General features: G+C 71.0%; 20 protein-coding genes and 2 pseudogenes. 14 read left to right on the top strand and 8 right to left on the bottom strand.

Annotation, left to right across the window (positions count from 1 at the left end; genetic code table 11):
• The first annotated feature begins 109 nt into the window (after positions 1-109).
• The 6 genes from ABZ818_RS20070 to ABZ818_RS20045 all read left to right on the top strand — a co-directional run bounded on the left by ABZ818_RS20070 (position 110) and on the right by ABZ818_RS20045 (position 6,689).
• A complete protein-coding gene (locus tag ABZ818_RS20070) occupies positions 110-910 on the top strand; it encodes a glucose 1-dehydrogenase (protein ID WP_355896433.1) in 801 nt (266 codons plus the stop codon).
• 48 nt (positions 911-958) lie between these two features.
• The gene (locus tag ABZ818_RS20065; RefSeq protein ID WP_361416091.1) at positions 959-2,179 is read left to right on the top strand and encodes a cytochrome P450; all 1,221 of its coding nucleotides are present in this window, start codon (positions 959-961) and stop codon (positions 2,177-2,179) included.
• A gap of 5 nt (positions 2,180-2,184) precedes the next feature.
• Positions 2,185-2,382: a ferredoxin gene (locus ABZ818_RS20060; protein WP_361416089.1), complete on the top strand. Its 198-nt coding sequence runs from the start codon at positions 2,185-2,187 to the stop codon at positions 2,380-2,382.
• 8 nt (positions 2,383-2,390) lie between these two features.
• A complete protein-coding gene (locus ABZ818_RS20055) occupies positions 2,391-3,635 on the top strand; it encodes an FAD/NAD(P)-binding oxidoreductase (RefSeq protein ID WP_361416087.1) in 1,245 nt (414 codons plus the stop codon).
• 315 nt (positions 3,636-3,950) lie between these two features.
• Complete coding sequence (locus ABZ818_RS20050; RefSeq protein WP_361416085.1) at positions 3,951-5,819, top strand: AMP-binding protein; 1,869 nt, start codon at positions 3,951-3,953, stop codon at positions 5,817-5,819.
• Positions 5,820-6,182: 363 nt separating this feature from the next.
• On the top strand, positions 6,183-6,689 hold the full coding sequence (locus ABZ818_RS20045; RefSeq protein WP_361416083.1) for a nuclear transport factor 2 family protein: 507 nt from the start codon (positions 6,183-6,185) through the stop codon (positions 6,687-6,689).
• Positions 6,690-6,876: 187 nt separating this feature from the next.
• Here the strand turns inward: ABZ818_RS20045 and ABZ818_RS20040 are convergent, their stop codons facing one another.
• Complete coding sequence (locus ABZ818_RS20040; protein WP_361416081.1) at positions 6,877-8,232, bottom strand: MFS transporter; 1,356 nt, start codon at positions 8,230-8,232, stop codon at positions 6,877-6,879.
• Positions 8,233-8,611: 379 nt separating this feature from the next.
• Here ABZ818_RS20040 and ABZ818_RS20035 point away from each other — a divergent pair, with 379 nt between their 5' ends.
• The 5 genes from ABZ818_RS20035 to ABZ818_RS20015 are packed head-to-tail and all read left to right on the top strand — an operon-like array spanning position 8,612 to position 13,520.
• A complete protein-coding gene (locus ABZ818_RS20035; RefSeq protein WP_361416079.1) occupies positions 8,612-9,448 on the top strand; it encodes an ABC transporter ATP-binding protein in 837 nt (278 codons plus the stop codon).
• Positions 9,445-10,347: a branched-chain amino acid ABC transporter permease gene (locus tag ABZ818_RS20030; protein WP_361416077.1), complete on the top strand. Its 903-nt coding sequence runs from the start codon at positions 9,445-9,447 to the stop codon at positions 10,345-10,347. The genes ABZ818_RS20035 and ABZ818_RS20030 overlap by 4 nt, the downstream gene beginning before the upstream one ends.
• 13 nt (positions 10,348-10,360) lie before the next feature.
• Complete coding sequence (locus ABZ818_RS20025; RefSeq protein WP_361416075.1) at positions 10,361-11,485, top strand: branched-chain amino acid ABC transporter permease; 1,125 nt, start codon at positions 10,361-10,363, stop codon at positions 11,483-11,485.
• Positions 11,485-12,741, top strand: coding sequence for an ABC transporter substrate-binding protein (locus ABZ818_RS20020; protein ID WP_361416073.1), 1,257 nt, complete (start codon positions 11,485-11,487; stop codon positions 12,739-12,741). Before ABZ818_RS20025 ends, ABZ818_RS20020 begins: the two co-directional genes overlap by 1 nt.
• A 2-nt stretch (positions 12,742-12,743) precedes the next feature.
• Positions 12,744-13,520: an ABC transporter ATP-binding protein gene (locus ABZ818_RS20015; RefSeq protein WP_361416071.1), complete on the top strand. Its 777-nt coding sequence runs from the start codon at positions 12,744-12,746 to the stop codon at positions 13,518-13,520.
• Between the two features lie 291 nt (positions 13,521-13,811).
• Here the strand turns inward: ABZ818_RS20015 and ABZ818_RS20010 are convergent, their stop codons facing one another.
• Both ABZ818_RS20010 and ABZ818_RS20005 read right to left on the bottom strand, forming a co-directional pair.
• Positions 13,812-14,333 (bottom strand): aldehyde dehydrogenase family protein, encoded by a 522-nt coding sequence (locus ABZ818_RS20010; protein ID WP_361416235.1) that lies wholly within the window; start codon positions 14,331-14,333, stop codon positions 13,812-13,814.
• A 233-nt stretch (positions 14,334-14,566) separates the two neighbouring features.
• Positions 14,567-15,151: a TetR/AcrR family transcriptional regulator gene (locus tag ABZ818_RS20005; RefSeq protein WP_361416069.1), complete on the bottom strand. Its 585-nt coding sequence runs from the start codon at positions 15,149-15,151 to the stop codon at positions 14,567-14,569.
• A 219-nt stretch (positions 15,152-15,370) separates the two neighbouring features.
• Here ABZ818_RS20005 and ABZ818_RS20000 point away from each other — a divergent pair, with 219 nt between their 5' ends.
• The 3 genes from ABZ818_RS20000 to ABZ818_RS19990 are packed head-to-tail and all read left to right on the top strand — an operon-like array spanning position 15,371 to position 17,804.
• The gene (locus ABZ818_RS20000; protein WP_361416067.1) at positions 15,371-16,582 is read left to right on the top strand and encodes an acyl-CoA dehydrogenase family protein; all 1,212 of its coding nucleotides are present in this window, start codon (positions 15,371-15,373) and stop codon (positions 16,580-16,582) included.
• Complete coding sequence (locus ABZ818_RS19995; protein ID WP_361416065.1) at positions 16,579-17,619, top strand: phosphotransferase family protein; 1,041 nt, start codon at positions 16,579-16,581, stop codon at positions 17,617-17,619. Before ABZ818_RS20000 ends, ABZ818_RS19995 begins: the two co-directional genes overlap by 4 nt.
• Positions 17,616-17,804: a hypothetical protein gene (locus ABZ818_RS19990; RefSeq protein WP_361416063.1), complete on the top strand. Its 189-nt coding sequence runs from the start codon at positions 17,616-17,618 to the stop codon at positions 17,802-17,804. The genes ABZ818_RS19995 and ABZ818_RS19990 overlap by 4 nt, the downstream gene beginning before the upstream one ends.
• 825 nt (positions 17,805-18,629) lie before the next feature.
• Here ABZ818_RS19990 and whiA read toward each other — a convergent pair.
• The 5 genes and pseudogenes from whiA to ABZ818_RS19965 form a co-directional block, all read right to left on the bottom strand.
• Positions 18,630-19,619 carry a DNA-binding protein WhiA gene (gene whiA, locus ABZ818_RS19985; RefSeq protein ID WP_361416061.1) on the bottom strand — a complete coding sequence of 330 codons (990 nt, stop codon included), beginning with the start codon at positions 19,617-19,619 and terminating at the stop codon, positions 18,630-18,632.
• A pseudogene (locus ABZ818_RS19980) lies at positions 19,610-19,867 on the bottom strand (hypothetical protein); the annotation flags it as partial. The pseudogene ABZ818_RS19980 and the gene whiA, both read right to left, overlap by 10 nt.
• Before the next feature lie 55 nt (positions 19,868-19,922).
• Positions 19,923-20,138, bottom strand: coding sequence for an aldehyde dehydrogenase family protein (locus ABZ818_RS19975; protein ID WP_361416233.1), 216 nt, complete (start codon positions 20,136-20,138; stop codon positions 19,923-19,925).
• Positions 20,124-20,930 (bottom strand): annotated as a pseudogene (locus tag ABZ818_RS19970) (IS630 family transposase); the annotation flags it as partial. The pseudogene ABZ818_RS19970 and the gene ABZ818_RS19975, both read right to left, overlap by 15 nt.
• 69 nt (positions 20,931-20,999) lie before the next feature.
• On the bottom strand, positions 21,000-22,202 hold the full coding sequence (locus tag ABZ818_RS19965) for a tyrosine-type recombinase/integrase (protein ID WP_361416059.1): 1,203 nt from the start codon (positions 22,200-22,202) through the stop codon (positions 21,000-21,002).
• Positions 22,203-22,267: the final 65 nt, after the last annotated feature.

Genomic DNA, 22,267 nt, shown 5'->3' with positions numbered 1-22,267 from the left:
CCGCCCCACCACCCCCTCCCCGGCGTCCCGTCGCCCGGCGCACGACTGCGCGCCGAACGACCCCTCACCCCCCTTTGAGCTCCCCCCTCCACACAGAAGGACGCGGCACATGACCGAGCAGGCCCTAGCGGGCAAAGTAGCGATCGTCACCGGCGGGGCCCAGGGCATGGGTGAGACGACAGCCAAGCTCTTCGCCCGCGCGGGCGCGGAGGTGGCGGTGGTCGACCTCAACGAGGAGGCCGGTCGGCGCGTCGTCGCGGAGATCGAGGAGGCGGGCGGTCGGGCCACCTTCCTCTCCTGCGACATCTCCCGCGCGGAGCAGGTGGAGGCCATGGTCGCCGCCACCGTCGCGACGTACGGGCGGCTCGACTGCGCGGTCAACAACGCCGCCGTCGCCAACGACAACGAGCCGGTGGCCGAGTTCGACGAGGCGACGTACGACCGCATCATGGCGGTCGACCTCAAGGGCACGTTCCACTGCAACAAGTACCAGATCAAGCAGCTGTTGGCGCAGGGCGGCGGGGGCTCCATCGTCAACGTGGCCTCCATCGTGGGCTTCCGCCCGAACCGGAACTCGCCCGTCTACAACGCGGCCAAGGCCGGGGTGTGGTCGCTGACCCAGAGCGCGGCGCTGGACTACGGCAAGTACGGCATCCGGGTCAACTGCGTGGCCCCGGGGGCGATCGACACCCCGATGCTCCAGGAGGGCCTGCGCGCCCGTCGGCGCGACGTCGACGCCTACCGGCGCATCATGAGCAACCTCCACCGCATCGGCGAGCCGGACGAGGTGGCCAACGCGCACCTGTGGCTCTGCTCGGACGCCTCCTCCTACATCACCGGCTCCGTGCTGCACCTGGACGGCGGGTACGTCCAGACGCCGCCGTACGAGTTCCCGCTCCTCGACGACTGAGACGCGGCACTCCCCGACCAGCAGGTTCGACACGACGAGGTGGACACGATGACCAGTGAAAAGAGCGGTGCGCCGGCCTACCCCATGGCCCGGGGATGCCCCTTCTCCCCTCCGGCCGAGATCGGTCGGCTCCGGGAGGAGGAGCCCGTCGCGCAGGTGCGCACCTGGGACGGCAGCCTGCCCTGGCTGGTGACCCGGTACGACGACGTGCGGGCGATCCTGTCCGACCCGCGGTTCAGCTCCGACCCGAGCCGGGACGGCTACCCGGTGACCTCGGCGGGGATGAAGCAGCAGCACAAGGCGAACCCGACGTTCATCGCCATGGACGACCCGGAGCACGCCCGGCACCGCCGGATGATCACCGGTGAGTTCTCCGTGCGTCGCACCGAGGCGCTGCGCCCCACCGTCGAGCGGATCTCCGAGGAACTGCTGGACGCGATGGAGGCCTCGGGCGGCACCGCCGACCTGGTCGCGGACTACGCCCTGCCGCTGACCTCGACGGTCATCTGCGAACTGCTGGGCATCCCCCAGGAGGCGCACACGTTCTTCCAGGAGCACAGCAACGCCCTGCTCGACGTCAAGGGCGACCCGGCCCGGGCCGGGCGCGCGGTCGAGGAGCTCACCTCCTACCTCACCGAGCTCGTGACGCGGAAGCTGGCCGAACCGACCGACGACCTGCTCGGCCGGGTCGTGGAACGCCGGGTCAGGACGGGCGAGATGACCGAACGGGAGGTCGCCTCCCTCGGCATCCTCCTGCTGGTCGCCGGTCACGAGACCACCGCGAACCAGATCGCCCTCGGCGTGCTGTTCCTGCTGCAGAACCCGCAGTACGCGGCGATCATGCGCGACGGTGACGACAAGGAAGTCGCCGCGGCGTGCGAGGAGCTGCTGCGACTGCTCACCGTGACGCACATCGGGCGCCGCCGGGTGGCCGTCGAGGACGTCGAGGTCAACGGTGCGCTGATCCGGGCCGGCGAGGGCGTCATCGCCTCCGGCGACTCGGCCAACCGCGACCCGCGGCAGTTCGCCGATCCCGACCGGCTGGACATCCACCGGGAGCAGAACCACCACGTCGCCTTCGGCTACGGCATCCACCAGTGCCTGGGCCAGCCCATCGCCCGCATCGAGCTCCAGACCGCCTACCCGGCGATCCTGCGTCGCTTCGCCGACCTGCGGCTCGCGGTGCCCCTCGACGAGATCGACTACCGCGGCGACATGGTCGTCTACGGCGTCCACTCCCTGCCCGTGGCGTGGGGAGAAGAAAGGTGAGCGAGATGAAGATCAAGATCGACTACCCCAAGTGCATCGGCGCGGGTCAGTGTGTGCTCGAGGCGCCGGACGTCTTCGACCAGGACGACGACGGCATCGTCGTCCTGCTGGACGAGGACCCCGCACCGCACGCGGCCGCGGTGCGCTCCGCGGCGCACGCCTGCCCGGCCCGCGCGATCGCCGTCGACCGCGAGGAACCGTAGCCCACGCCATGACCTCAACCAACGAGCCGAACACGCACGGCACCGCGGTCGTCGTCGGCACCGGAGTCGGCGGCGTGCGCACGGCGCTCGGCCTGCGCGAGGAGGGCTTCGGGGGCCGGATCGTCCTGCTGGGCGCCGAGTCGCAGCTGCCCTACGACCGGCCTCCGCTGTCCAAGCAGTTCCTCTCCGGCGAGTGGGACGCCCAGCGGCTCTCGCTGCTCACCGAGAGCGAGGCGCGCGAGGCGGGCGTCGAACTGCGGACGGGGACCGCGGCCCGGGGCCTGGACGTGCACGGCAGACATGTGCTGCTGGACGACGGACAGAGCCTCGCCTACGACCACTGTGTCATCGCCACCGGCTGCCGGGCCCGACCCTCCCCCTGGCAGGTCGAATCGGGCCTGCACCTGATCCGCGAGCTGGCCGACTCGCTCGCCCTGCGCGGGGACCTCTCGGCGGGCGGACCGGTGGTGATCGTGGGCGGCGGGTTCATAGGCATGGAGGCCGCCGCGACCGCCGTCCTGCTCGGCCTCCCGGTGACCGTGGTCGACCCGGATCCGATGCCACTGGCCCGCTCGGTCGGGCCGGAGATCGCCGGCCTGCTGACCGACATCCACACACGGCACGGGGTCGTCACCCGCTTCGGGGTCGGCGTCGAGGACGTACGGGGACGGCGCGGGGACCTCCAGGTGCGCCTGGCGGACGGCACCGTCCTGCAGGCGGCGACCGTCGTGGTCGGCATCGGCGTGCTGCCGAACGTCGAGTGGCTCGCGGGCTCCGGTCTGCACGTCGCCGACGGGGTGGCCTGCGACGAGTACGGGCGCGCGGTGGGCGCCGAGGGCGTCCACGCCGTCGGCGACGTCGCCCGCTGGCGCGGTCCCGAGGACCTCGACGCCCGCCGGACCGAACACTGGACCAACGCCGTCGACCAGTCCGCCGTCGTCGCCCACAACATCGTCCACCCGGACCGGCCGGGCCGTCAGGACGCCCTGCCGTACGTGTGGAGCGACCAGTACGACCACAAGGTGCAGGTCGTCGGGCGGCCCGCCGGGGCCGCGGACTGCAAGGTCCTGGACGGACCCGACGGCCCCCGCCGTCGGGTGGCCGCCCTGTACTCCGACGGCGCGGGCACGCTGGTGGGGGTGACCGCGGTCAACTGGCCCCGGGTCACCGTCCTGGCCCGCAAGCTGCTGGCCCGCCGCGCGGACATCGGCGAGGCCGTCGACGAGGTGCACGCGCTCGCCCCACCGCGCTGAGCGGCCGTCCCGCCGCCGCGCGGGACCCCGCGCACACACGATGCGGCGCACCGGCCCCGCCGGCGCGCTGCATCCCCACGGACCGTTCTTCGGGCCGCATCCGCCTGTCGGCGGGTGCGGCCCGAAGGCGTTCCATTCCCGGAACGAGAGGTTCAGTGGATACTTCCCGACACGGCGGACACCGCGGGACCCGCACCCCCGAAGGGCCTCCGCACGCACCGCACATGTCCTCTCCTCCCCGCGCGCGACAGCCGTTCCATTATTGAGACTTGCCGTCTATTATCAAACGGCAGCGTCCCGTGGCGAGAATCCCCGATGAACGAGAGGCACGTCGTGAACGAGTCCTTGCAGGCCCTGGGATACCCGAAGCAGCGGCCCTTCCGCCGCACCCTCGACATGACCACGCTCCCCGAGGCCTTCCAGCTGACGGTGGAGGCCTACCCGCACGCGGTGGCGCTGCGCACCGAGGACGACTCGTTGCGCCTGAGCTGGTCGGAGGCGGCGGACCTAGTGGAGGTCCTGGCCGGAGCCCTCGCCGCCCTGGGCACGGGGCGCGGCGACGCGCTCGCCCTGCTCCTGACCAACCGCCCCGAACACCAGCTCCTGGACCTGGCCGCGCTCCACCTCGGGGCGGCCACGACCTCGGTCTACTCGACGCTCCCCCCGGTCGACCTCGCCTACAACATCGGCGACTCGGGCTCCCGTGTCGTCGTCACCGAGCCCTCGCTGGAGGCGGGGCTGCGGGAGGCGATCGCCCACCACGGCCTGTCGGTCGACCACCTGATCGTCCTCGACCACGCGCAGGTGGAGGCCCTGGAGGGCGTGCGGACGCACACCTACGGCGAGCTCCTGCTCCGGCCCGCGCCCGAGGGCTTCGACTTCGCCCGCACCTGGCGGGCGGTCTCGCCCGAGGACGTCGCCACCGTCATCTACACCTCGGGCACCACCGACCTGCCCAAGGGCGTCGAGCTCCAGCACTCCGCGATCCTGCACACCGTGGACACGTATCACGAGGCGGCTCCCCTGGAGGCCGGTCGGCGCCTGCTGTCGGGCATGCCGATGGCCCACGTCGGAGAGCGGATCATCTCCTACTACCTGGCGGTCACCCAGGGGCACTGCGTGACCTTCTGTCCGGACCTCAGGCAGCTCAACAACATGTACCTCCGCGTCAGACCCGCGATGATCTTCCTGGTGCCGCGCTCCCTGGAGCGCTTCCGCAGCCTGATCGAGGCCTACATCGACGCCCAGCCCGACGAGGAGCGCCGCGCGCGTCTGCGGCGGGCCGGTGCGCTCGGCGAACAGCTGACCGACGCCGAGCAGGCGGGCGGCACGGTACCGGCCGAACTGCGGCGCGAGTGGGAGGAGCTCGCCCCCGAGCGCACGGACCTGCTGGCGGTCGTCGGCCTGGACGCCGTGGAGTACGCGGTGGTCGGCGGCGCCTACGTGGACGTGGCCCTGCTGCGGTACTTCCTCGGCCTGGGCCTGCCGGTCCGCGAGGGCTACGGCTCGACGGAGTGCTGCGCCCTGGCCACCCCCGGCAGGCTCTCCGACGAGTACCGCATCGGCTACGCCGGTCCCGTCGCCACGGGCATGGAGCTGAGGATCGCCGAGGACGGCGAGATCCTCCTGCGCGGGCCGCGGCTGATGCGCGGCTACCGCAACAAGCCCGAGGCGACCCGGGACGCGATCGACGCCGACGGCTGGCTGCACACCGGCGACATCGGCGTGCTCAACGAGCTCGGCCAGCTCAAGATGGTGGACCGCAAGAAGGACCTCATCATCAACACCAACGGCAAGAACATCTCGCCGGTCCGCATCGAGAGCCGCATCATCCTGGCCGGCTCGCTCGTCGGCACGGCGGTCGCCACCGGCGACTCCCGGGCGTACGTGTCCGCACTGCTGGTGGCGTCCCCGGAGGGCGTGGCCGGCTACCGCCGCGCCCATCCGGAGACGGCCGGGCTCGACGACGATGCGCTGGGCCGGGACGAGGGCTTCCGCGCGGCCGTGCAGCGGCAGGTGGACGCCGCCAACAAGGACCTCGCCGCCGTCGAGCAGATCAAGACCTGGACGCTGATCATGACGCCGTGGGAGGTGGGCGGTCACGAGATCACCGCGTCCAACAAGCTCAAGCGCCGCGTGGTGCTGAGCAGGTACGCGTCGACGATCGACGCCATGTACCAGTGAGCCCGGACCCGGTCGGACCGGATTCGGCCGACGCCCGTACCGGCGTCCCGGCCACCGTCCGACCACCGGTCCCGAGCTTGCGCACCGCCGTCACGGCCTCGTCCGAGGACCGCCGCCACGCCGCTCCGTCCAGGAGCGGCCCCGCGGTCCTCCCCACGAACCGCCGCCGACGCCCTCGGGGGGTGTCGGCGGCCTCGGCATGAGCGGACCTCCCGGTCCGCCGTCGGCCCGCGTCCGCCGACCGTCCGACGGACACGGGCCGCGCGCACCCTCCCTCCGGGGAGGGCGATCGACAGACATCGGCGGGGGACGGACCACGGCCCTCGCGGCACACCGCAGGAACGCGACCACGAGGGAAGACCCATGACCGGCACACCCGACACCCGCCCCCACTCCCTCACCGACGCCCCGCCCCTCACCGCGTCCGCGGCCCCCGGGCGTCCCGCCCCCTCCGCCGAGGAAGGGTCGTCGTCCGCGCTCTCGCCCAACGTCGCCGCCCTCTCCGAGTTCCTACGCCTGCTCGCCGCGCGGGAGACCATGCGGCAGGCGCTGTCGATGGTGGCTGACGACTTCGTGGCCCTGGAGCCGGCGTCCCTGCCCTACGGGGGCGCCTACCACGGCCCCACCGGGCTCCTGGACATGCTGCGTGCGGTCAACTCCGTGGTGCGACTGGACATCGAGGACATCCGCCTGAGCGACGCCGGCGATCTCGTCATGGCCCGGGTCGAGGTCACCCTCGTGGTGCGCGACACCGGCGAGCGCCTCCGTACGCGCATCGTCGAGCTGTACACGGTCGCGGAGGGCTCGATCAGGAAGCTGGACGTCTTCTACCACGACACGGCCGCGGTCCATCGACTGCTCGGCACCTGACCGCCGTCGGGCGGCACATGTCGCCCGGCCCCGGCGTCCGGCGTCCTGCGTCCGGCCCGAGAACGCCGAGGAATCGACCCGTCCCCTCCGTAGGGGGCGGGCCGATTCCTCGTGGCCGTCCGACCGGACGATCCGTCCCTCATCGGCAAGGCCGGTGTCGGTGCCGCCCGTGCGGCGGCACCGACGGCTATTCGGCGTAGCGGGCGATGTCCGACCGGTTGGTCTCCGGCACCGCGAAGATCGCCACGGCCCCGCTCACCACGTAGATGACGGCCAGGAACGTGGTGATGTAGACCGGGTTCCCGCCGCCCCACGCCATCAGCGCGCTCGCGATCAGCGGGCCCATACCGGCGACGGACGAGGTGAACTGGTAACCGAGCGAGACGCCGGTGTAACGGGCGTTGGAGGGGAACAGCTCGGAGATCATGACGCCGTGCGCGCCGACGGCGAGGCCCAGGCAGCCGTACCCGAGGATGAAGGCGACCAGCAGCATCGACGAGGAGCCCGAGTCCACCAGCGGGAAGAGCACGAAGGACGTGGCGAGCATCAGGGCCATGCCGGTGACGTAGACCGGTCTGCGCCCGAAGCGGTCGGACGCCGCTGCTCCTATCAGCGTGGTCACGGGGTTGACCAGGGAGGCGATGAGCAGCGCGGACAGTGCCGTGCTGCTGCTGTAGCCCGAGCCGATCGCGTACGACAGGGTGTAGACGAGCACGACGGTGCCGGTCAGCGAGATGCTCAGGGTCAGCATCACGACCAGGAGCAGCGGACGGCGGTCCCGCGTGAGCACCTGCATCAGCGGGATGCGGCCCTCGCGAACCACGGGCTGGGCCTTCTCGAACACCGGGGTCTCGTCGGTCCCGGAGCGGATCCAGACCGCGATCGCCACGAGGACGAGGCTGAACAGGAACGGCAGCCGCCAGCCCCACCCCAGGAACTGCTCCTGGGGCAAGTCGGAAACCAGCCGAAAGACCAGCGTCGCCATGATCACGCCGCCGGCGGGCCCCAGCTGGGACGCGGCGCTCCACAGTCCTCTGCGCTTCGGAGGTGCGTGCTCGACCGCCATCAGCAGCGCGCCGCCCCACTCGCCGCCGACCGACACGCCTTGGACCAGCCGGACGAGGATCAGCAGGACGGGTGCCCACACGCCGATACTGGCGTAGGTGGGGAGCAGGCCGATGGCCGTGGTGGCGAGGCCCATCACCAGGAGCGTCACGACCAGGACGCGCTTGCGTCCGATCCGGTCGCCCAGGTGGCCGGCGATCACACCGCCCAGGGGGCGGGCGACGTAGCCCACGGCGAAGGTGGCGAAGGCGCCCATCAGGGCGACCGAGGAGTTCCCTTCCGGGAAGAACAGCGCGGCGAACACGATGGCCGAGGCCATGCCGTAGAGGTTGAAGTCGTACCACTCGATCAGGCCGCCGAGGAAGCTCGAGACGAGCACCCGCCGCTTGCGGGCGGCCTTCCCTCGCTCGGTCGGTGCCGCTTGCGTCCCGGGGGAGGAAGCGTCGTCCCTCGTCCCGTCGACCATGTCCTGAGCCATGGATCATCTCCCTGCGCCGATGGATGGGCGCGAGTTTCGAACTCGCAAGTCGCAATAAGGGCGACGGCGGCACACCCTAACAGCGGACGGCCGGATTACCCCCTGTCGCGCGGCGGACTTTTCCGCTAAACCCCGGACGCCACCCCGAACCCGGGGTCGACATCACCGCCGAGCCCGCCACCGCCTTCCCCGTCGGGCGCGACGGACCGCCGGGCCGGTGCGACAGTTTCAAATTCACCCATCTCAAAACTCTTGCACGTCCGTGACCCGTCGTACATATTGTGAGACCACATGTTTCATAACGGTGGGATCCGGACCGCCGGACGTCGACCCGGCGCCCGCGGGACCGACGCCCTACCCGTGCGACGAGGAGATACATGTGGCTCCCTCCCCACCGGCGGCGACGGCGCCCGAGAGCGCGCCCGACGCCCTCGACCGACCCGAGACCGTGCTCGAGGTGCGCGGCCTGGGTCAGCGGTACGGCGCGCACCAGGTGCTCGACGACATCGACTTCACCCTGCGCCGCGGCGAACTCCTCGCCACCGTCGGCCCGAACGGCGCCGGCAAGACGACACTGTTCAACTGCGTCACGGGGGTGTCCCGGCCGCGGACCGGCTCGGTGAGCGTCGCGGGCAGGGACGTCACCGGACTGCGCCCCTCGGCCGTCGTCCGGGCGGGCGTCGCGCGCACGTTCCAGCACCTGGCGCTGTTCGAGACGCTGACGGTCCGCGACAACCTCCTGCTGGGACGTCGGCACGCCATGCGCACCGGGTCCCTGGCCACCACGCTGAGACCGCTGCGCGCCCGCCGCGAGGAGGCCGCCAGCCGTGCGGTCGTCGCCGCACTGATCGAGCGGTACGGGCTCCGCGAGGTCGCCGACCGGACGGTGGAGACCCTCCCCCACGGGGTGGGCAAGGTCGTGGAACTCGCACGGGCGGTCGCCATGGAGCCCGCCGTGCTGTTGCTCGACGAACCGGTGGCCGGGCTCAACCCCGAGGAGTCAGCCGAGTTCGCCGGACACCTCCGAGCGCTCCGCGAGGAGCGCCCCGAGTTGGCGATCCTGCTCATCGAGCACGACATGCCGCTGGTGCTGACGCTCGCGGACCGCGTGCTCGTCCTCAACTTCGGCCGTGAGGTCGCGACGGGGACCCCGGAACAGATCCGACAGGACCCCCGTGTCATCGATGCCTATCTGGGCCGAAGGAGTGCGGAATGACCCAGGCGGAGATCTTCCAGGCGCTGGTCTCCGGCCTCGCGCTGGGAGCCGGATACGCACTGTTGGCGGTCGGCGTCGTGGTGGTCTACTCCGCGACCGGGATCCTCAACTTCGCCCAGGGCGCGTTCGTCCTGATCGGCGCGTTCACCACCTACCAGGTCGGTGTGGTGTGGGGGCTGCCCTTCCTGGTGGCGGCCCTGGTCTCGCTGCTCGTCGGCGCCCTGCTGTCGATGCTGACCGGCATGACGCTGCTGCGGCGCTTCAGCAAGAAGGCGCACTTCCCGGCTGTGATGGCGACGGTGGGCCTGCTGTTCGTGGTCCAGGCGCTGGTCGCGGGCTTGTGGGGCGACGAGGCCCGCGATCTGGGCGACCCCTGGGGACTGCGGGTCGTCGAGGTCGGCGGGAGCGTGCTCGCGCTGTCGGACGTGTGGACGGCCGCGACCGGTGCCGTGCTGCTCCTCGCGGTCTTCGCCCTCATCCGCTTCAGCCCGATCGGGCTGGCGATGCGCGCCGCCGTCAGCGACGAGGAGGCCGCGGTGGCCCAGGGCATCAGCACCCGGACGGTCACCGTCTTCGCCTGGAGCCTGGGGGGCGCGCTCGGGGCCGTCGCGGGCATCCTGCTCGCCGCCGGCGCGTCCGGCGTCAACAGCACCCTGGGCATCGCGGCATTCGCCGCGCTGCCGGCCATGGTGCTGGGCGGCATCGACTCCCCCCTGGGCGCACTGCTGGGCGGGCTCATCCTGGGCGTGGCGCAGCAGTTCGCGATCCTGCTCCAGTCCTCGGTGCTGGAGCCGCTCGGCGCGGGATTCCCCGGCGTCCTCCCCTACCTGATCCTCGTCGTGATGCTCGTCGCGCGACCCCAGGGCTTCTTCGGAACCCGGGCCGTGCGACGTTTCTGAGAGAGCGGGCGTGATGCAAGAAAACCTCCTCACCGAGTCGGCCCCGCCGCGGGGACGGCGCCCACGCGAAGTGCCCCCCTCGGCCCGGCGACTGCTCCTCGCGGGCCTCGCCTCCGTCTATCTGGTGACGCCGTTCCTGGTTCAGGACCACATCCTGTTCCTGCTCTCCTACTGCGCGGTGCTCGCGCTCGCCGGTGCGGGCGTGGTCCTGCTGGTGGGGCGGGCGGGCACGGTCTGGATCGCGCAGCCGTTCTTCATGGGCCTGGGCGCCTATCTCGCCGTCGCCCTCGCCGACCGCTTCGACCCCGGCTTCGTGGTCCTCGCCCTCGCGGCGGGGGCGGCGGCCGCGCTGGCCGGTGCGGTGACCGGCTGGTTGGCGGTCCGGCTCGGGGGGCTGGAGCTGGCGATCGTCTCGTTCGGCGTCGTCCTCATCGGCGACTACCTCGCGCGCCAGCTCACCTCCTTGACGGGCGGCTCCTCGGGCAGGGCGAGTTCCTCGGTCGAGGTGTCCGTCGGGCCGGTGAACTTCGAGGAGCTGGGCTCCTTCTCCCCCGAACAGGGCCTCTTCTGGGCCACCTGGGCGGTGACCGCCGCCTGCCTCGCGCTCGCCGCCTTCCTGCTGCGTCGCGCGCCCGGCCGGACCTGGGTGGCGTTGCGCGACAACGAGCGGGCCGCGGAGGCGATCGGGATCGACGTGCGACGGGAGAAGATCGGCGTCTTCGCGCTCGCCGGCGCCTTCGGCGGACTGGGCGGGGCGATGCTGGCCGGCCTGCGGGAGTACATCGCCCCGGAGGACTTCGGCTTCACCATGGTCACGCTGCTCATGGCGGTGGTCATCGTCGGAGGCGTGACCCGGCTCGCGGGCGCGGTCGTCGGCGCCCTGGTCCTGCCCGGCCTGGAGTTCCTCGTCGCCGAGTTCGCGGACAGTCCCGCGCTCGGCTGGTTGATCAAGAGCACCGCGGAGGACAGCGGGTTCTTCACCGCGGGCTCGTTCAACCTCCTGATCTTCGGCGCGCTGATCCTGGTGGTGCTCCTCATGGAACCGCAGGGCCTGTTGGGCGGCGCGGCCCGACTGCTCGGCCGATGGAAAGAGACCCCGGCCGACCGCACGGTCCCCGACGAAGGAGAAGTCAAGTGATGCCCTCCCGCACCAGAACCGCTCTCGCGGCGCTCGCCGTGGGCGCGCTGCTCGCCACCGCCGGCTGCGGTCGCGGCGAGTCGAAGGGCCCGGACGACGCGGCCGCCACGGCGCCCGGTTTCGACGGCCGCACGCTCACCCTGGGCGTGCTCAACGTGATGTCCGGCCCGGCCGCCTCGTCCTTCGCCCCCATCGGGGCCGGCGCGAAGGCCTACGTGGACGCCCTCAACGCGCGCGGCGGCATCGCCGGGAAGTACCCCGTCGAACTGATCACCCGTGACACCGCCTACGACCCCTCCAAGACCGCGCAGGCCTACGAGGCCACCAAGCGCGAGGTCGCGGCCTACGCCCTGGTGACGGGCACGCTGTCCACCGACGCGGTGCTGCCCCAGGCCCGCAAGGACGACGTCCTGGTGTTCAGCGCGTCGGCGGACGGCAAGTTCTTCCACCAGAGCCACGTCCTGTCCATCGCGATGCCCGCGCAGAGCCAGTTCCTCAACGGCGCCGAGTACCTCACCCGGGGCGAGAACAAGAAGCGCAAGCTCTGCTCCCTGGCCACCGAGGGGCCCCGGTTCGAGACGGCCACCGCGGTCGTGGAGTACGCCGAGAAGAAGATGGGCATGCGGACCGGCCCCTCCCTGGCGGTCCAGTCCGGCGTGAAGCCGACCACGCAGATCCAGCAGCTCAAGAAGGCCGACTGCGACATGGTGATGATGAGCACCGCGCAGATCCCCGAGGCCCCGGACGTGCTGACCGCGGCCATCGAGCAGGGCTTCGAGCCGACCTGGATCGCCAACGCCGGTTCCTGGGGACCGTTCCTCAACGACGGACCGCTGTACGACTACACCACCGAACACCTGGTGATCGTCACCGAGGGCCTGCCCTGGGGCGCCGACGACGAGGGGATGAACCGCCTGCTCGCGGACCAGAAGAAGTACGCCCCCAAGGCCCGGCCCTCGGTCGGCTTCCTCTGGGGCTACAACCAACTGGCGGCGGTCGACGCGGTGTTGACGAAGGCGGCCGAGCAGGGCGACCTGTCCCGGGCGGGCATCATGCGGGCCCAGGCCTCGCTGTCCTCCCTGGACCTGACCACCTACTACCCCCGCCCGTGGGGCGCGGCGGCCGACCGGGGTCAGCACACGCAGTACTGCGTGCTGGTCCCGTCGAAGTCCGGCAAGGACGGCACCGAGGAGACCGCGTGCCACCAGAAGGTCACCCAGGACGTCCTGGACTACCCCTACCCGGCAGGAGACTGACGGTGGCCGCGGGTGCGAGGCCCCAGGGGTCGGCGGAGCTGCGCATCAAGGACCTGACGGTCGCCTACGGTCGGCGCAGTCCCGCCGTGCGGGGGCTGTCGGCCGTGGTGCCCGCGGGTTCCACGCTCGCCCTGCTGGGCGCCAACGGGGCCGGCAAGACGACGGTGATGCGGGCGATCACCGGCCTGTTGGGCAGTCACGGAGGACGGGTGGTGTCCGGCTCCGTCCTCCTCGACGGGGTGGACGTCACCCGGGCCGCGCCCGCCCAGCGGGTGCGCATGGGCATGGCCCAGACGATGGAGGGGCGCCGGGTCTTCGCGGAGCTGAGCGTGGAGGACAACCTCCGCGCCGGGGCGTGGACCCGCCGTGGCAAAGCAGCCGTCGCCGACGAACTGGCCGCGGTCTTCGCCCGGTTCCCCGAGATCGCCGACCGCCGTGGGGACAAGGCCGGTTACCTCTCGGGCGGCCAGCAGCAGATGTTGGCGATCGGCCGCGCGCTGATGGCCCGGCCGCGGCTGCTGCTGATGGACGAGCCCTCGCTCGGGCTCGCCCCCAAGCTCGTGGACCGGGTGGCGGAGATCGTCGAGGAGATCTCCGCCGAGGGCACGACCGTGGTGCTCATCGAGCAGAACGTCGCGATGGGCCTGGCCGTGTCCGACCACGCCATCGCCCTGGAGACCGGGAGTGTCGCGCTGGAGGGCGACACGGCCATGCTCGCGCGGGACGACCGGATCCGGGCGGCGTACTTCGGCGGCCGCCTCGACGTGGCCGACGTCTGACCGCACGCGGTCCGGCGACCGGTCGCACGCCGGGACGCACCCGCGCGGGCCGTCGAGCGGGACGCTCCGCGAAACGGCCCGCTTGTCGGCCCGTCGAGCGGCCCGCGCGTCGTTCTGTGCACCGACCCGCGGGCCGGTCCGCCGAGCAGCTCGCATCTCGCTCGACGGGACACCGGTCCGGCACGGCCTACGGAAGGGCCGCCGTCGACGGCAGCGCGCAGGAGGACGTCGAACAGCCCACCACCCTCACGGTGGTGGGCTGTTCGACGTCCCGACGGGTCGGGTCGCGGGTCAGCGCCCGAGGCGACTACGCAGGGCCGCGACCTCGCCGGCGACGAACTGGTCGAGTCCGGTCTCGACGTCCGGGTGCAGGACCGCCTCGCCCGTGGAGCCCGCCGCGAACGGACGATCCCCCTCGGGTGCGGCGACGGTACGGCGGTGGGTGAACTCGTCGAAGCCGGCCTTGCCGTGGTAGGCGCCGTAGCCGGAGTGGCCGACCCCGCCGAACGGTGCGCCGGGGACGGTCTGGTGGGCGAAGCAGTCGTTGCGGGTCACGCCGCCCGACGTGGCGCCCCGCACGAACGCCCGGAAGGTCCGGGCCGTCCTCCCCGTAGTAGTAGGAGCACAGCGCCGCCGGGCGGACCTGGATGTGGCGGATCGCCTCGGAGATGTCGTCGTAGGGGTAGAGGAGATCACCGGGCCGAAGACCTCCTCCTCGTTGATCTTCGCGTCCGCCGGGACGTCGGTCAGGATCGTCGGAGGGATGAGCGCGGCTTCACCAGGCCCCCTCGCCGATACAGCGTCTAATTTTATGGACGTGGAATCTCATTATGCATAGGGCGCACCCGTGGGGCAACGGTCCTGCACCACCCGTACCGAAACCGAAGAATTTCCCCTCAACCCCCTTTGAGTCTCGGCTACTTGACATCGGTGCCCCCATGAAATCCCAGATGGACACGACACCTCGCCGCTTCGGATCCGCCGCGGAAATCTCCCCGTGCCCGCTCGCGGCGGAGGGCGGGCACCGACCCGAGGGCGCGAACACGTCATCCGGAGCCCACCAGGAGGAGGGCGAAGTCGCCGTACTGGTACACGATCTGATCTTCCGTCAATTCTCCGTCCTCGCGGTACCAGACGGCCACGCCCATCCCGAGGTCCAGGATCGCGTACGAGGCCAGGCGGGCCGAGGCGACGTGGAAGCGTCCCGCGGCGACCCCGGCCTCGACCAGCTCGCGGAACGCCTTCTGGTACGCGTCGCGCCGGTCCAGGACCGCGGTGCTGTGCGGTTCCTCGAGGCTGCGGATCTCCCGGTTGCCGACGAATGCCTCGAGTCGGTGCCGCGCGTGGTAGCGGACGTGGGCCTCGGTGGCGCGCCTGAGCCGTTCGGCGGGGTCCTCGGTCCCGGCGACAGCGGTCCGGTGGGCGGCGAGCAGCGCGTCCATCGTGCCGATCATGATCTGCGCGAGCAGCGCCTGTTTGGAACTGACGTGTTTGTACAGGCTCGGCCCGCGGACGCCGATGGCCGCGCCGATGTCGGCCATGGTGGTGGCCTCGTACCCGCGCCGGGTGAACAGTTCCAGGGCTGCGGCGCGGATCGCGTCGGCGCGCGGGGTGCCGCCGGGCCGGTTCACAGCAGTGTCTCGATGGATACGGGCTGCGGCACGGAAGACTCCTCGGCGTGGGCTGCGAGATTCGGCTAGTACATGTTAGCGGGATCTGAAGACAGCCAGAGGGTGAATCCCCGCTAGCCTTGACAAGCAGCACAATGGCCCGTTGTCATGTGGCTAACGTCTATTAGCCAGGCTGGAGACCGTGCAGTGCACGAACCTGCCCGGCGTCAGGAGGCACCGTTGCCCGTGAACCCGGACCACAGCCCCGAGCTCGAGGATCTCGCCCGCCGTACGGCGGAGTTCGTCCGCGAGGTGGTGATCCCGGCCGAGGAGGAACACGGCGGGGTCTCCGCCACCGGAGGGGAGGCGCTGCGGACGCGCCTTCAGGAAGCTGCCCGCGGGGCCGGGGTCTTCGCCCCGCACGTCTCCCCCGAATACGGCGGTCACGGTCTGGACATGCGTGGCCGCGCCCTGGTGTTCGAAGAGGCCGGCTACTCGCTGTTCGGTCCGCTCGCCCTGAACATCGCGGCCCCCGACGAGGGCAACATGCACATGCTGGAGGCGATCGCCACCGCGGAACAGAAGGAGCGCTACCTGCGCCCGCTCGCCGAGGGCCGGGTGCGGTCGTGCTTCGCGATGACCGAGCCGGCGCCGGGTGCCGGCTCCGACCCGTCGGCGCTGACGACCCGCGCCGAGAAGGTGCCCGGGGGCTGGCGGATCGACGGCCGCAAGTGGTTCATCACCGGCGCGGACGGCGCGGCGTACGCGATCTGCATGGCCCGTACCTCCGGTGAACCGGGGACCCGGGGCGGGGCAACGATGTTCCTCGTCGATGCCGATAACCCTGGAATGAAGATCGTGCGGCACATCGACACGCTGGACGAGGCCTTCTTCGGCGGACACTGCGAGGTGCTCTTCGACGGCTGTGTCGTGCCGGACGAGGCGGTGCTCGGCGAGGTCGACAAGGGCTTCGAGTACGCGCAGGTCCGGCTCGGCCCCGCCCGGATGACGCACTGCATGCGCTGGCTGGGCATCGCCCGCCGCGCCCAGGACATCGCGGTGGCCCGCGCCGCCGACCGGCAGCTGTTCGGCTCCCGACTCGCGGAACTCGGCATGGTCCAGCAGATGATCGCCGACAACGAGATCGACGTAGCCGCCTCGCGCGGACTGATCCTGCAGGCCTGCCGGGAGCTCGACCAGGGCCGCTCCGGGGCGCAGTCCACCGCGATCGCCAAGACGTTCACCGCCGAGGCGGTGTGGCGGGTCGTCGACCGGTCGCTGCAGATCTGCGGCGCACTGGGCGTCTCCGGGGACATCCTGCTCTCCCGCTTCCTGCGCGAGGTGCGCCCGTTCCGCATCTACGACGGCCCCTCCGAGACCCACCGCTGGGCGATCGCCCGCCGGGTCGTCCGACGCCACCTGGACGGCCGGACCGCGGGAGGACAGCCGTGACCGCCGAGGCTGCGAGCCCCCAGGGCCTGGACCTGGCGGCCCTCCAGCAGTACTTCGAGGCCCATGTGCCGGACACCGCCGGCCCGCTGCGGGCCGAGCTGTTGCACGGCGGCCGCTCCAACCTGACCTATCTCGTCACCGACGGCCACTCCCGCTGGGTCGCGCGCCGCCCCCCGCTCGGCGTCCTGACCCCGTCCGCGCACGACGTGGGGCGCGAGTACCGGATCGTCGCCGCGCTACAGGGCACCGGCATACCGGTTGCCCGGACGGTGGCCCTGTGCGAGGACCCCGGTGTGCTCGGCGCGCCGTTCTGCATCGTCTCCCACGTGGCGGGCACGGTGCTGCGCACCCACGACGACCTCCACACCCTGTCCCAGACGGACATCGACAACTGCGCCGGCGCCCTCGTCGACGTGCTCGCACGGCTGCACGCCGTACCGTACGAGGAGGCCGGGCTCACCGGCTTCGGCCGGCCCGAGGGCTACCTGACCCGGCAGGTCCGCCGCTGGCGCGACCAGTGGTCACGCGTCGCCACCCGCGACCTGCCCGACATCGACACCCTCCACCAGCGCCTGGCCGCCGAGGTGCCCGCCGAGAGCGGCGCAGCCATCGTCCACGGCGACTACCGCATCGACAACGCCATCCTCGCCCCGGCCGACCCGGGTACGATCCGCGCACTCGTCGACTGGGAGATGGCCACCATCGGCGACCCGCTCGCCGACCTGGGCATGACCCTGGTCTACCGGGACCCCGCGTTCGACCCGGTACTGGGCGGCTCCGCCGCCTCCACCAGCAACCGGCTCCCCTCCCCCCGCGACCTCGCCGAGCGCTACGCCCGCGTCTCCGGCCGGGATCTGGGACGGCTCGCCTTCTACCTCGGCCTCGGCTACTTCAAGATCGCCGTGATCGCCGAAGGCATCCACGCCCGCCACCAAGCCGGAATGACCGTCGGCCGCGGATTCGAAACGGTCGGCGACGCCGTCCCCCTGCTCGCGGCGGCGGGACTGCGCGCACTCGCGGAAGGGAGGACCTCGTGAACACCCAGGCAGTCACAACGGATTCCCCGAAAGACGAGCGCTTGGCCGCGCTCGTCACGGGAGCCTCCCGCGACATCGGCCTCGGCATCGCCCAGGGTCTCACCCAGCCGGGGTACGGCCTCACGATCACCGCCCGGGACGCCGAACTCCTGGAGAGGCCCCCTCCCCGCCCGAGCTCACCGTGACCACGACGCGTGAAACAGCCGGCCCAGGCACCACACGGACGTACATACCGAGAAATGAACCTTCCCCGGCTTGAGGCACACCCCCCCTCGCTTCGGGACACCGGAGACCCCGCAAGAGCAGTTCACAGCACCAGAACACACCCGACCTACCCGCCCAAGTTCCGTTGCCGGACAGTCGAGCTGGCCCGGGCCGGCCGGTCGCCAAAGGAGCCGGCGAAGGAGTTCGAGCCGTCTGCCCGGACCATCCGCACCTGGGCCGACCAGGACCGGGTGGATACCGGGGAACACCTGAGGCCGACCAGCGACAAGAAGGAAGAACTCGCCCGGCTGTGCCGCGAGGTCAAACAACTGCGCGCAAGGAAAAGGAGATCCTCCGCAAGACCGCGGTTCTCTTCGTCCGGGAGACCAGCCGGTGATCTGCTGCTGCGGCAGCTGATGCAGGATCACCTGGACCTGCGGGTGGCACGTGAGGAGGAGCGGGCCAGCCGCACCAGGACGAAGCCGGTGGGGCCCTCAAGCCGCGATGGACAAGGCCAAGGCGATCCGCCGCAAAACGGCCATCACCCGCATGATCGAGGTCTACCAGGAACAGCAGATCACCATCGACGCACTACGCACCCGGATGCCCGACCTACAAGTCCGCGAGTTCAACCTACGCCGCCGACTCGACGCTCTCGAAGCCCAGCTCGCCGACCGTCGACACGCTTTGCCTCAAACTCCGCCACCGACCGGCACGAGCAACCGCACCCGGTCCCGCACCAGCCTCTTGACCAGGAACTTCAAGATGAAACAGGCTCGATGCCGCCGTTGGTCCCTTCCGCGGTGTCAGCCGACGAGGTTGTCGGCGAGCTCCTCGCCGATGTTGGCCTCCGTGCCCGGGATGCCGAGGTCGGCGGCGCGCTTGTCGGCCATGGCGAGCAGTCGGCGGATCCGCCCGGCGACGGCGTCCTTGGTCAGCGGCGGGTCGGCGAGCGCGCCCAGTTCCTCCAGGGAGGCCTGCTTGTGCTCCATGCGCAGCCGGCCGGCCGCGGCGAGGTGCTCCGGGACGTCGTCGGCGAGGATCTCCAGGGCGCGCTGCACCCGGGCACCGGCGGCGACGGCCGCGCGGGCCGAGCGGCGCAGGTTGGCGTCGTCGAAGTTGGCCAGCCGGTTCGCCGTGGCGCGCACCTCGCGGCGCATCCGGCGCTCCTCCCAGGCCAGCACCGAGTCGTGGGCGCCGAGCCGGGTGAGCAGGGCACCGATCGCGTCGCCGTCACGGACGACGACCCGGTCCACGCCGCGCACCTCGCGGGCCTTGGCGCCGATCGACAGCCGGCGGGCGGCGCCGACCAGGGCGAGCGCCGCCTCGGGGCCGGGGCAGGTCACCTCCAGTGAGGAGGAGCGGCCCGGCTCGGTGAGGGAGCCGTGCGCCAGGAAGGCCCCGCGCCACGCCGCCTCGGCATCGCAGGTGGCCCCCGAGACCACCTGCGGAGGCAGGCCGCGGATCGGGCGCCCCCGGCCGTCCACCAAGCCGGTCTGGCGGGCCAGCTGATCGCCGCCCGCGACCACCCGGAGGACATAGCGCGAACCGCGGCGCAGCCCGCCCGGTGCCATCACGATCAGTTCGGAGCTGTGGCCGAAGATCTCCAGGACATCCCGCTTGAGGCGGCGGGCGGCCATCGCCGTGTCCAGCTCCGCCTCGATCACAATGCGCCCGCTCACCAGGTGGAGGCCGCCGGCGAACCGCAGCATGGCGGAGACCTCCGCCTTCCTGCAGCAGGTCCGGGTGACGGGGAGCCGGGAAACCTCGTCCTTCACTGCTGCCGTCATCGCCATGGGCCGATCCTTCCATGCATCCGAAAAATACGGTCGTACGCGGCGGCCAACAGCTTCGGGTCGTGCCTGGGGCTTCCGTCGGGCCGGGCCACCGGCGCCAACTCGACCGCGGCGCCGCCGAACCCCTTCGCGGCCTCGGTCAGCACACCGCGGTCGGGCACGGCGGCCTCGTCGGCCAGCACCACGTCCAGGGCGAGTTTAGGGGCGTGTCGCCCGAAAAGCTCCAAATGACGCTGCGGGGAGAAGCCTCATTACGATCCGGAACTCACCCGCCGCCCCCGAACCTTGGTGGGTTCGGACTGCCTATGCACCATCGGCCCCGACGCTCGCCCGTCCCTGGCCTGGCACTTCGACCAGGGCGTCCTGGACGTCCAGGACGCCGCCGACGGCTGTACACCCGAGCTTCCACGCGGCCGGCGTGAGCGGGGAATTCCACGGCGTGATGACAGCGACGACGCCCAGCGGCTGGCGGACGGTGGTCACCTTCATCGTGCCGCCCGGGGTCTGGTCAGGGTTCAGCTCAGGCGAGTACGGCGGCAGGAAGTGCAGTTCCACGGCGTCCGGGTGGGCGGCGAGCCAGTCCCGGACCTTCTTCGAGCGGTGGGCGAGTGTCCGCCGTCCACGAGGTGGACCTTGCGGTCGAAGTGGCCGGCGAGACGGTCCAGGAAGCGGCCCATCACCTCGGCGGTGAAGTGCTCGGTGAAGACTTTGAAGTGCATCCGGCCCTTCGTGCTGATCGCGACATCGCGTTCACGGAGAACCGGCTGCCCGTGCGCCGCACGACGGGAGTCCTGCCCTTCTCGCCCCAGGTCCGACCGCTGACCTGGTCGGAACGAATGTCGGCCTGGTCGGCGAAGAGGACCTCACCCCGTCCTCCTTCGCCTTCGCGCGAATCGTGGACCAGGTCTCCTCGTGCCACCACCGAACCGCTTCCGGGTCCTGCTCGACGGCCCGCTTGTCGGAACGCTGGAAGGACAGGCCCCACCGCCTGAGGTACTTGCCCACACCCGACTCGGTCGGCCGCACCCGGTACAACTTCGCGATCAGCTCACCCACCAGCCGCCGCGTCCACAACTGCCCGCCCAGACCCACGTCGTACGGCCCGTGATCAAGAATCGCCTGCCGCACCGCGGCCTGCTCGGCCTCGCCTAGTACTTGATGCACGCCTGTCGGCTTCCCCAAGGTGGGCTGACCTGCGGTTTCACCGATCATCGGTCGGCCCGCGCAGCGTCGTCCGACGCTCCGCGGGCCGGCCGTTACGACGTTCTCGCCGAGAACGAAGCAGAGGCCGTGGCCCGAGGTGCACCCCACCGCGTCTCATCGCGTTTCGTTGCGCCCCACAGCGATTGTGCCAATAGTGTGCCAGCGAAGACGCAGGGTCTAGTCCACTTCGCCCGATGCCCCGCCCTCCCGATCGTCACTGAGGGCGTCGATGATGCGTTGCACCATCTGCTCCCGCTGGCCGTGGATGCACTTGTAGTACGTGTCCATCAGGATCGCCACGCTGTGGCCTGCCATCTCGGCCACCTCAGCGGCGGGGACACCAGAGTTCAGCCACAGGGAGACCGCGGCATGACGCAGGTCGTACGGCCTCCTGGCAAGGAGGGAGTCCACGAGATGCGGTGGGAAGGCAATGCGCCGCGCCTTGTGCCAGACATCGAGGTATCGCGTGGAGTCCAACCGGCCTCCGCTCGGGCTGCGGAAGAGCCGTCCGTCCTCCGCCGTCCCGAACTCGTCGACGTACGTCCGCAGTATCTGCACCAGTTCAGGGGACACCGGTACCAGACGTACGTCGCCGCGAGCCCGGTGCTTGAGCCCTCGCTGCTCGTGCTTTCGCCCGTCATCCGTCCACGCGGAGCCAGCGCGTGTGCTGGCCTGGTGCAGCGTGAGGAGGCTTGGCCCCTTCTTCGGGAGTTGGCAATCCTGAAGTCTCAACTCGACCGCCTCTTCAGGCCGCAGGGCCGCGAAGTACAGGGTCGCGAAGAACGGCATGAGGAGTCGCCCTCGCCCGTGAGCCCAGGTGCCGGCGTAGGTGACCGCGGTCAAGAGTTCTCTGGCCTGCCGTGGACTCACCACCACGCGTGGGTCCACCTGGCGAGTGAGTCGTGGAGTACGTCCACCAATCCTGCTGAGAGGGTTTTCCGGGAGGTCTCCCTTTTCCACCGCGTATTCGAGCGCGTTGTGAAACACAGCCCGAATCCGTTGTGAGTGGCTGGGACTCGCGGGCGCCCCGTCCAGACGGAAGCTGATGGACCGCAAGACATGACGTCCGACATCAAGGTCCTTCAAATCCGTCACGGGCCGCGAGTGTTGTGCGACCCATTCCAACGCGGCTGACACGTCGGCTTCCGGCTCTTTACCCTGCGCTGTCAGCCGGAAGGCCCAGTGAGTCAGGGCCCGACGCATTACTTGCGAGTCCGGCGCCACCACACCCTTTTTAGGCTCGACAAGCAGTTCAGTTGTTATGCGAGCCAGCGCGGAAGCCGTATTCTTACGCGTATTTGCCGCCGCACCCGGCCATTTCATTTCCGCGTAGGCGCGAGCGAACTGATACCAGGTCAGCGCCTCTGACTCCGGCTGCATCGACGCAGGGAGGCCTGTTTCGCCGTCGAAGACCTCACCACGGTTCGCAGCAGCGACAAGGTTGA

Origin of the sequence: Streptomyces sp. NPDC047453 (assembly GCF_040643155.1) — a bacterium.
GTDB lineage: Bacteria > Actinomycetota > Actinomycetes > Streptomycetales > Streptomycetaceae > Streptomyces.
The sequence above is the reverse complement of the archived record's forward strand: the minus strand, read 5'-3'. Positions and strand labels throughout refer to the sequence as shown.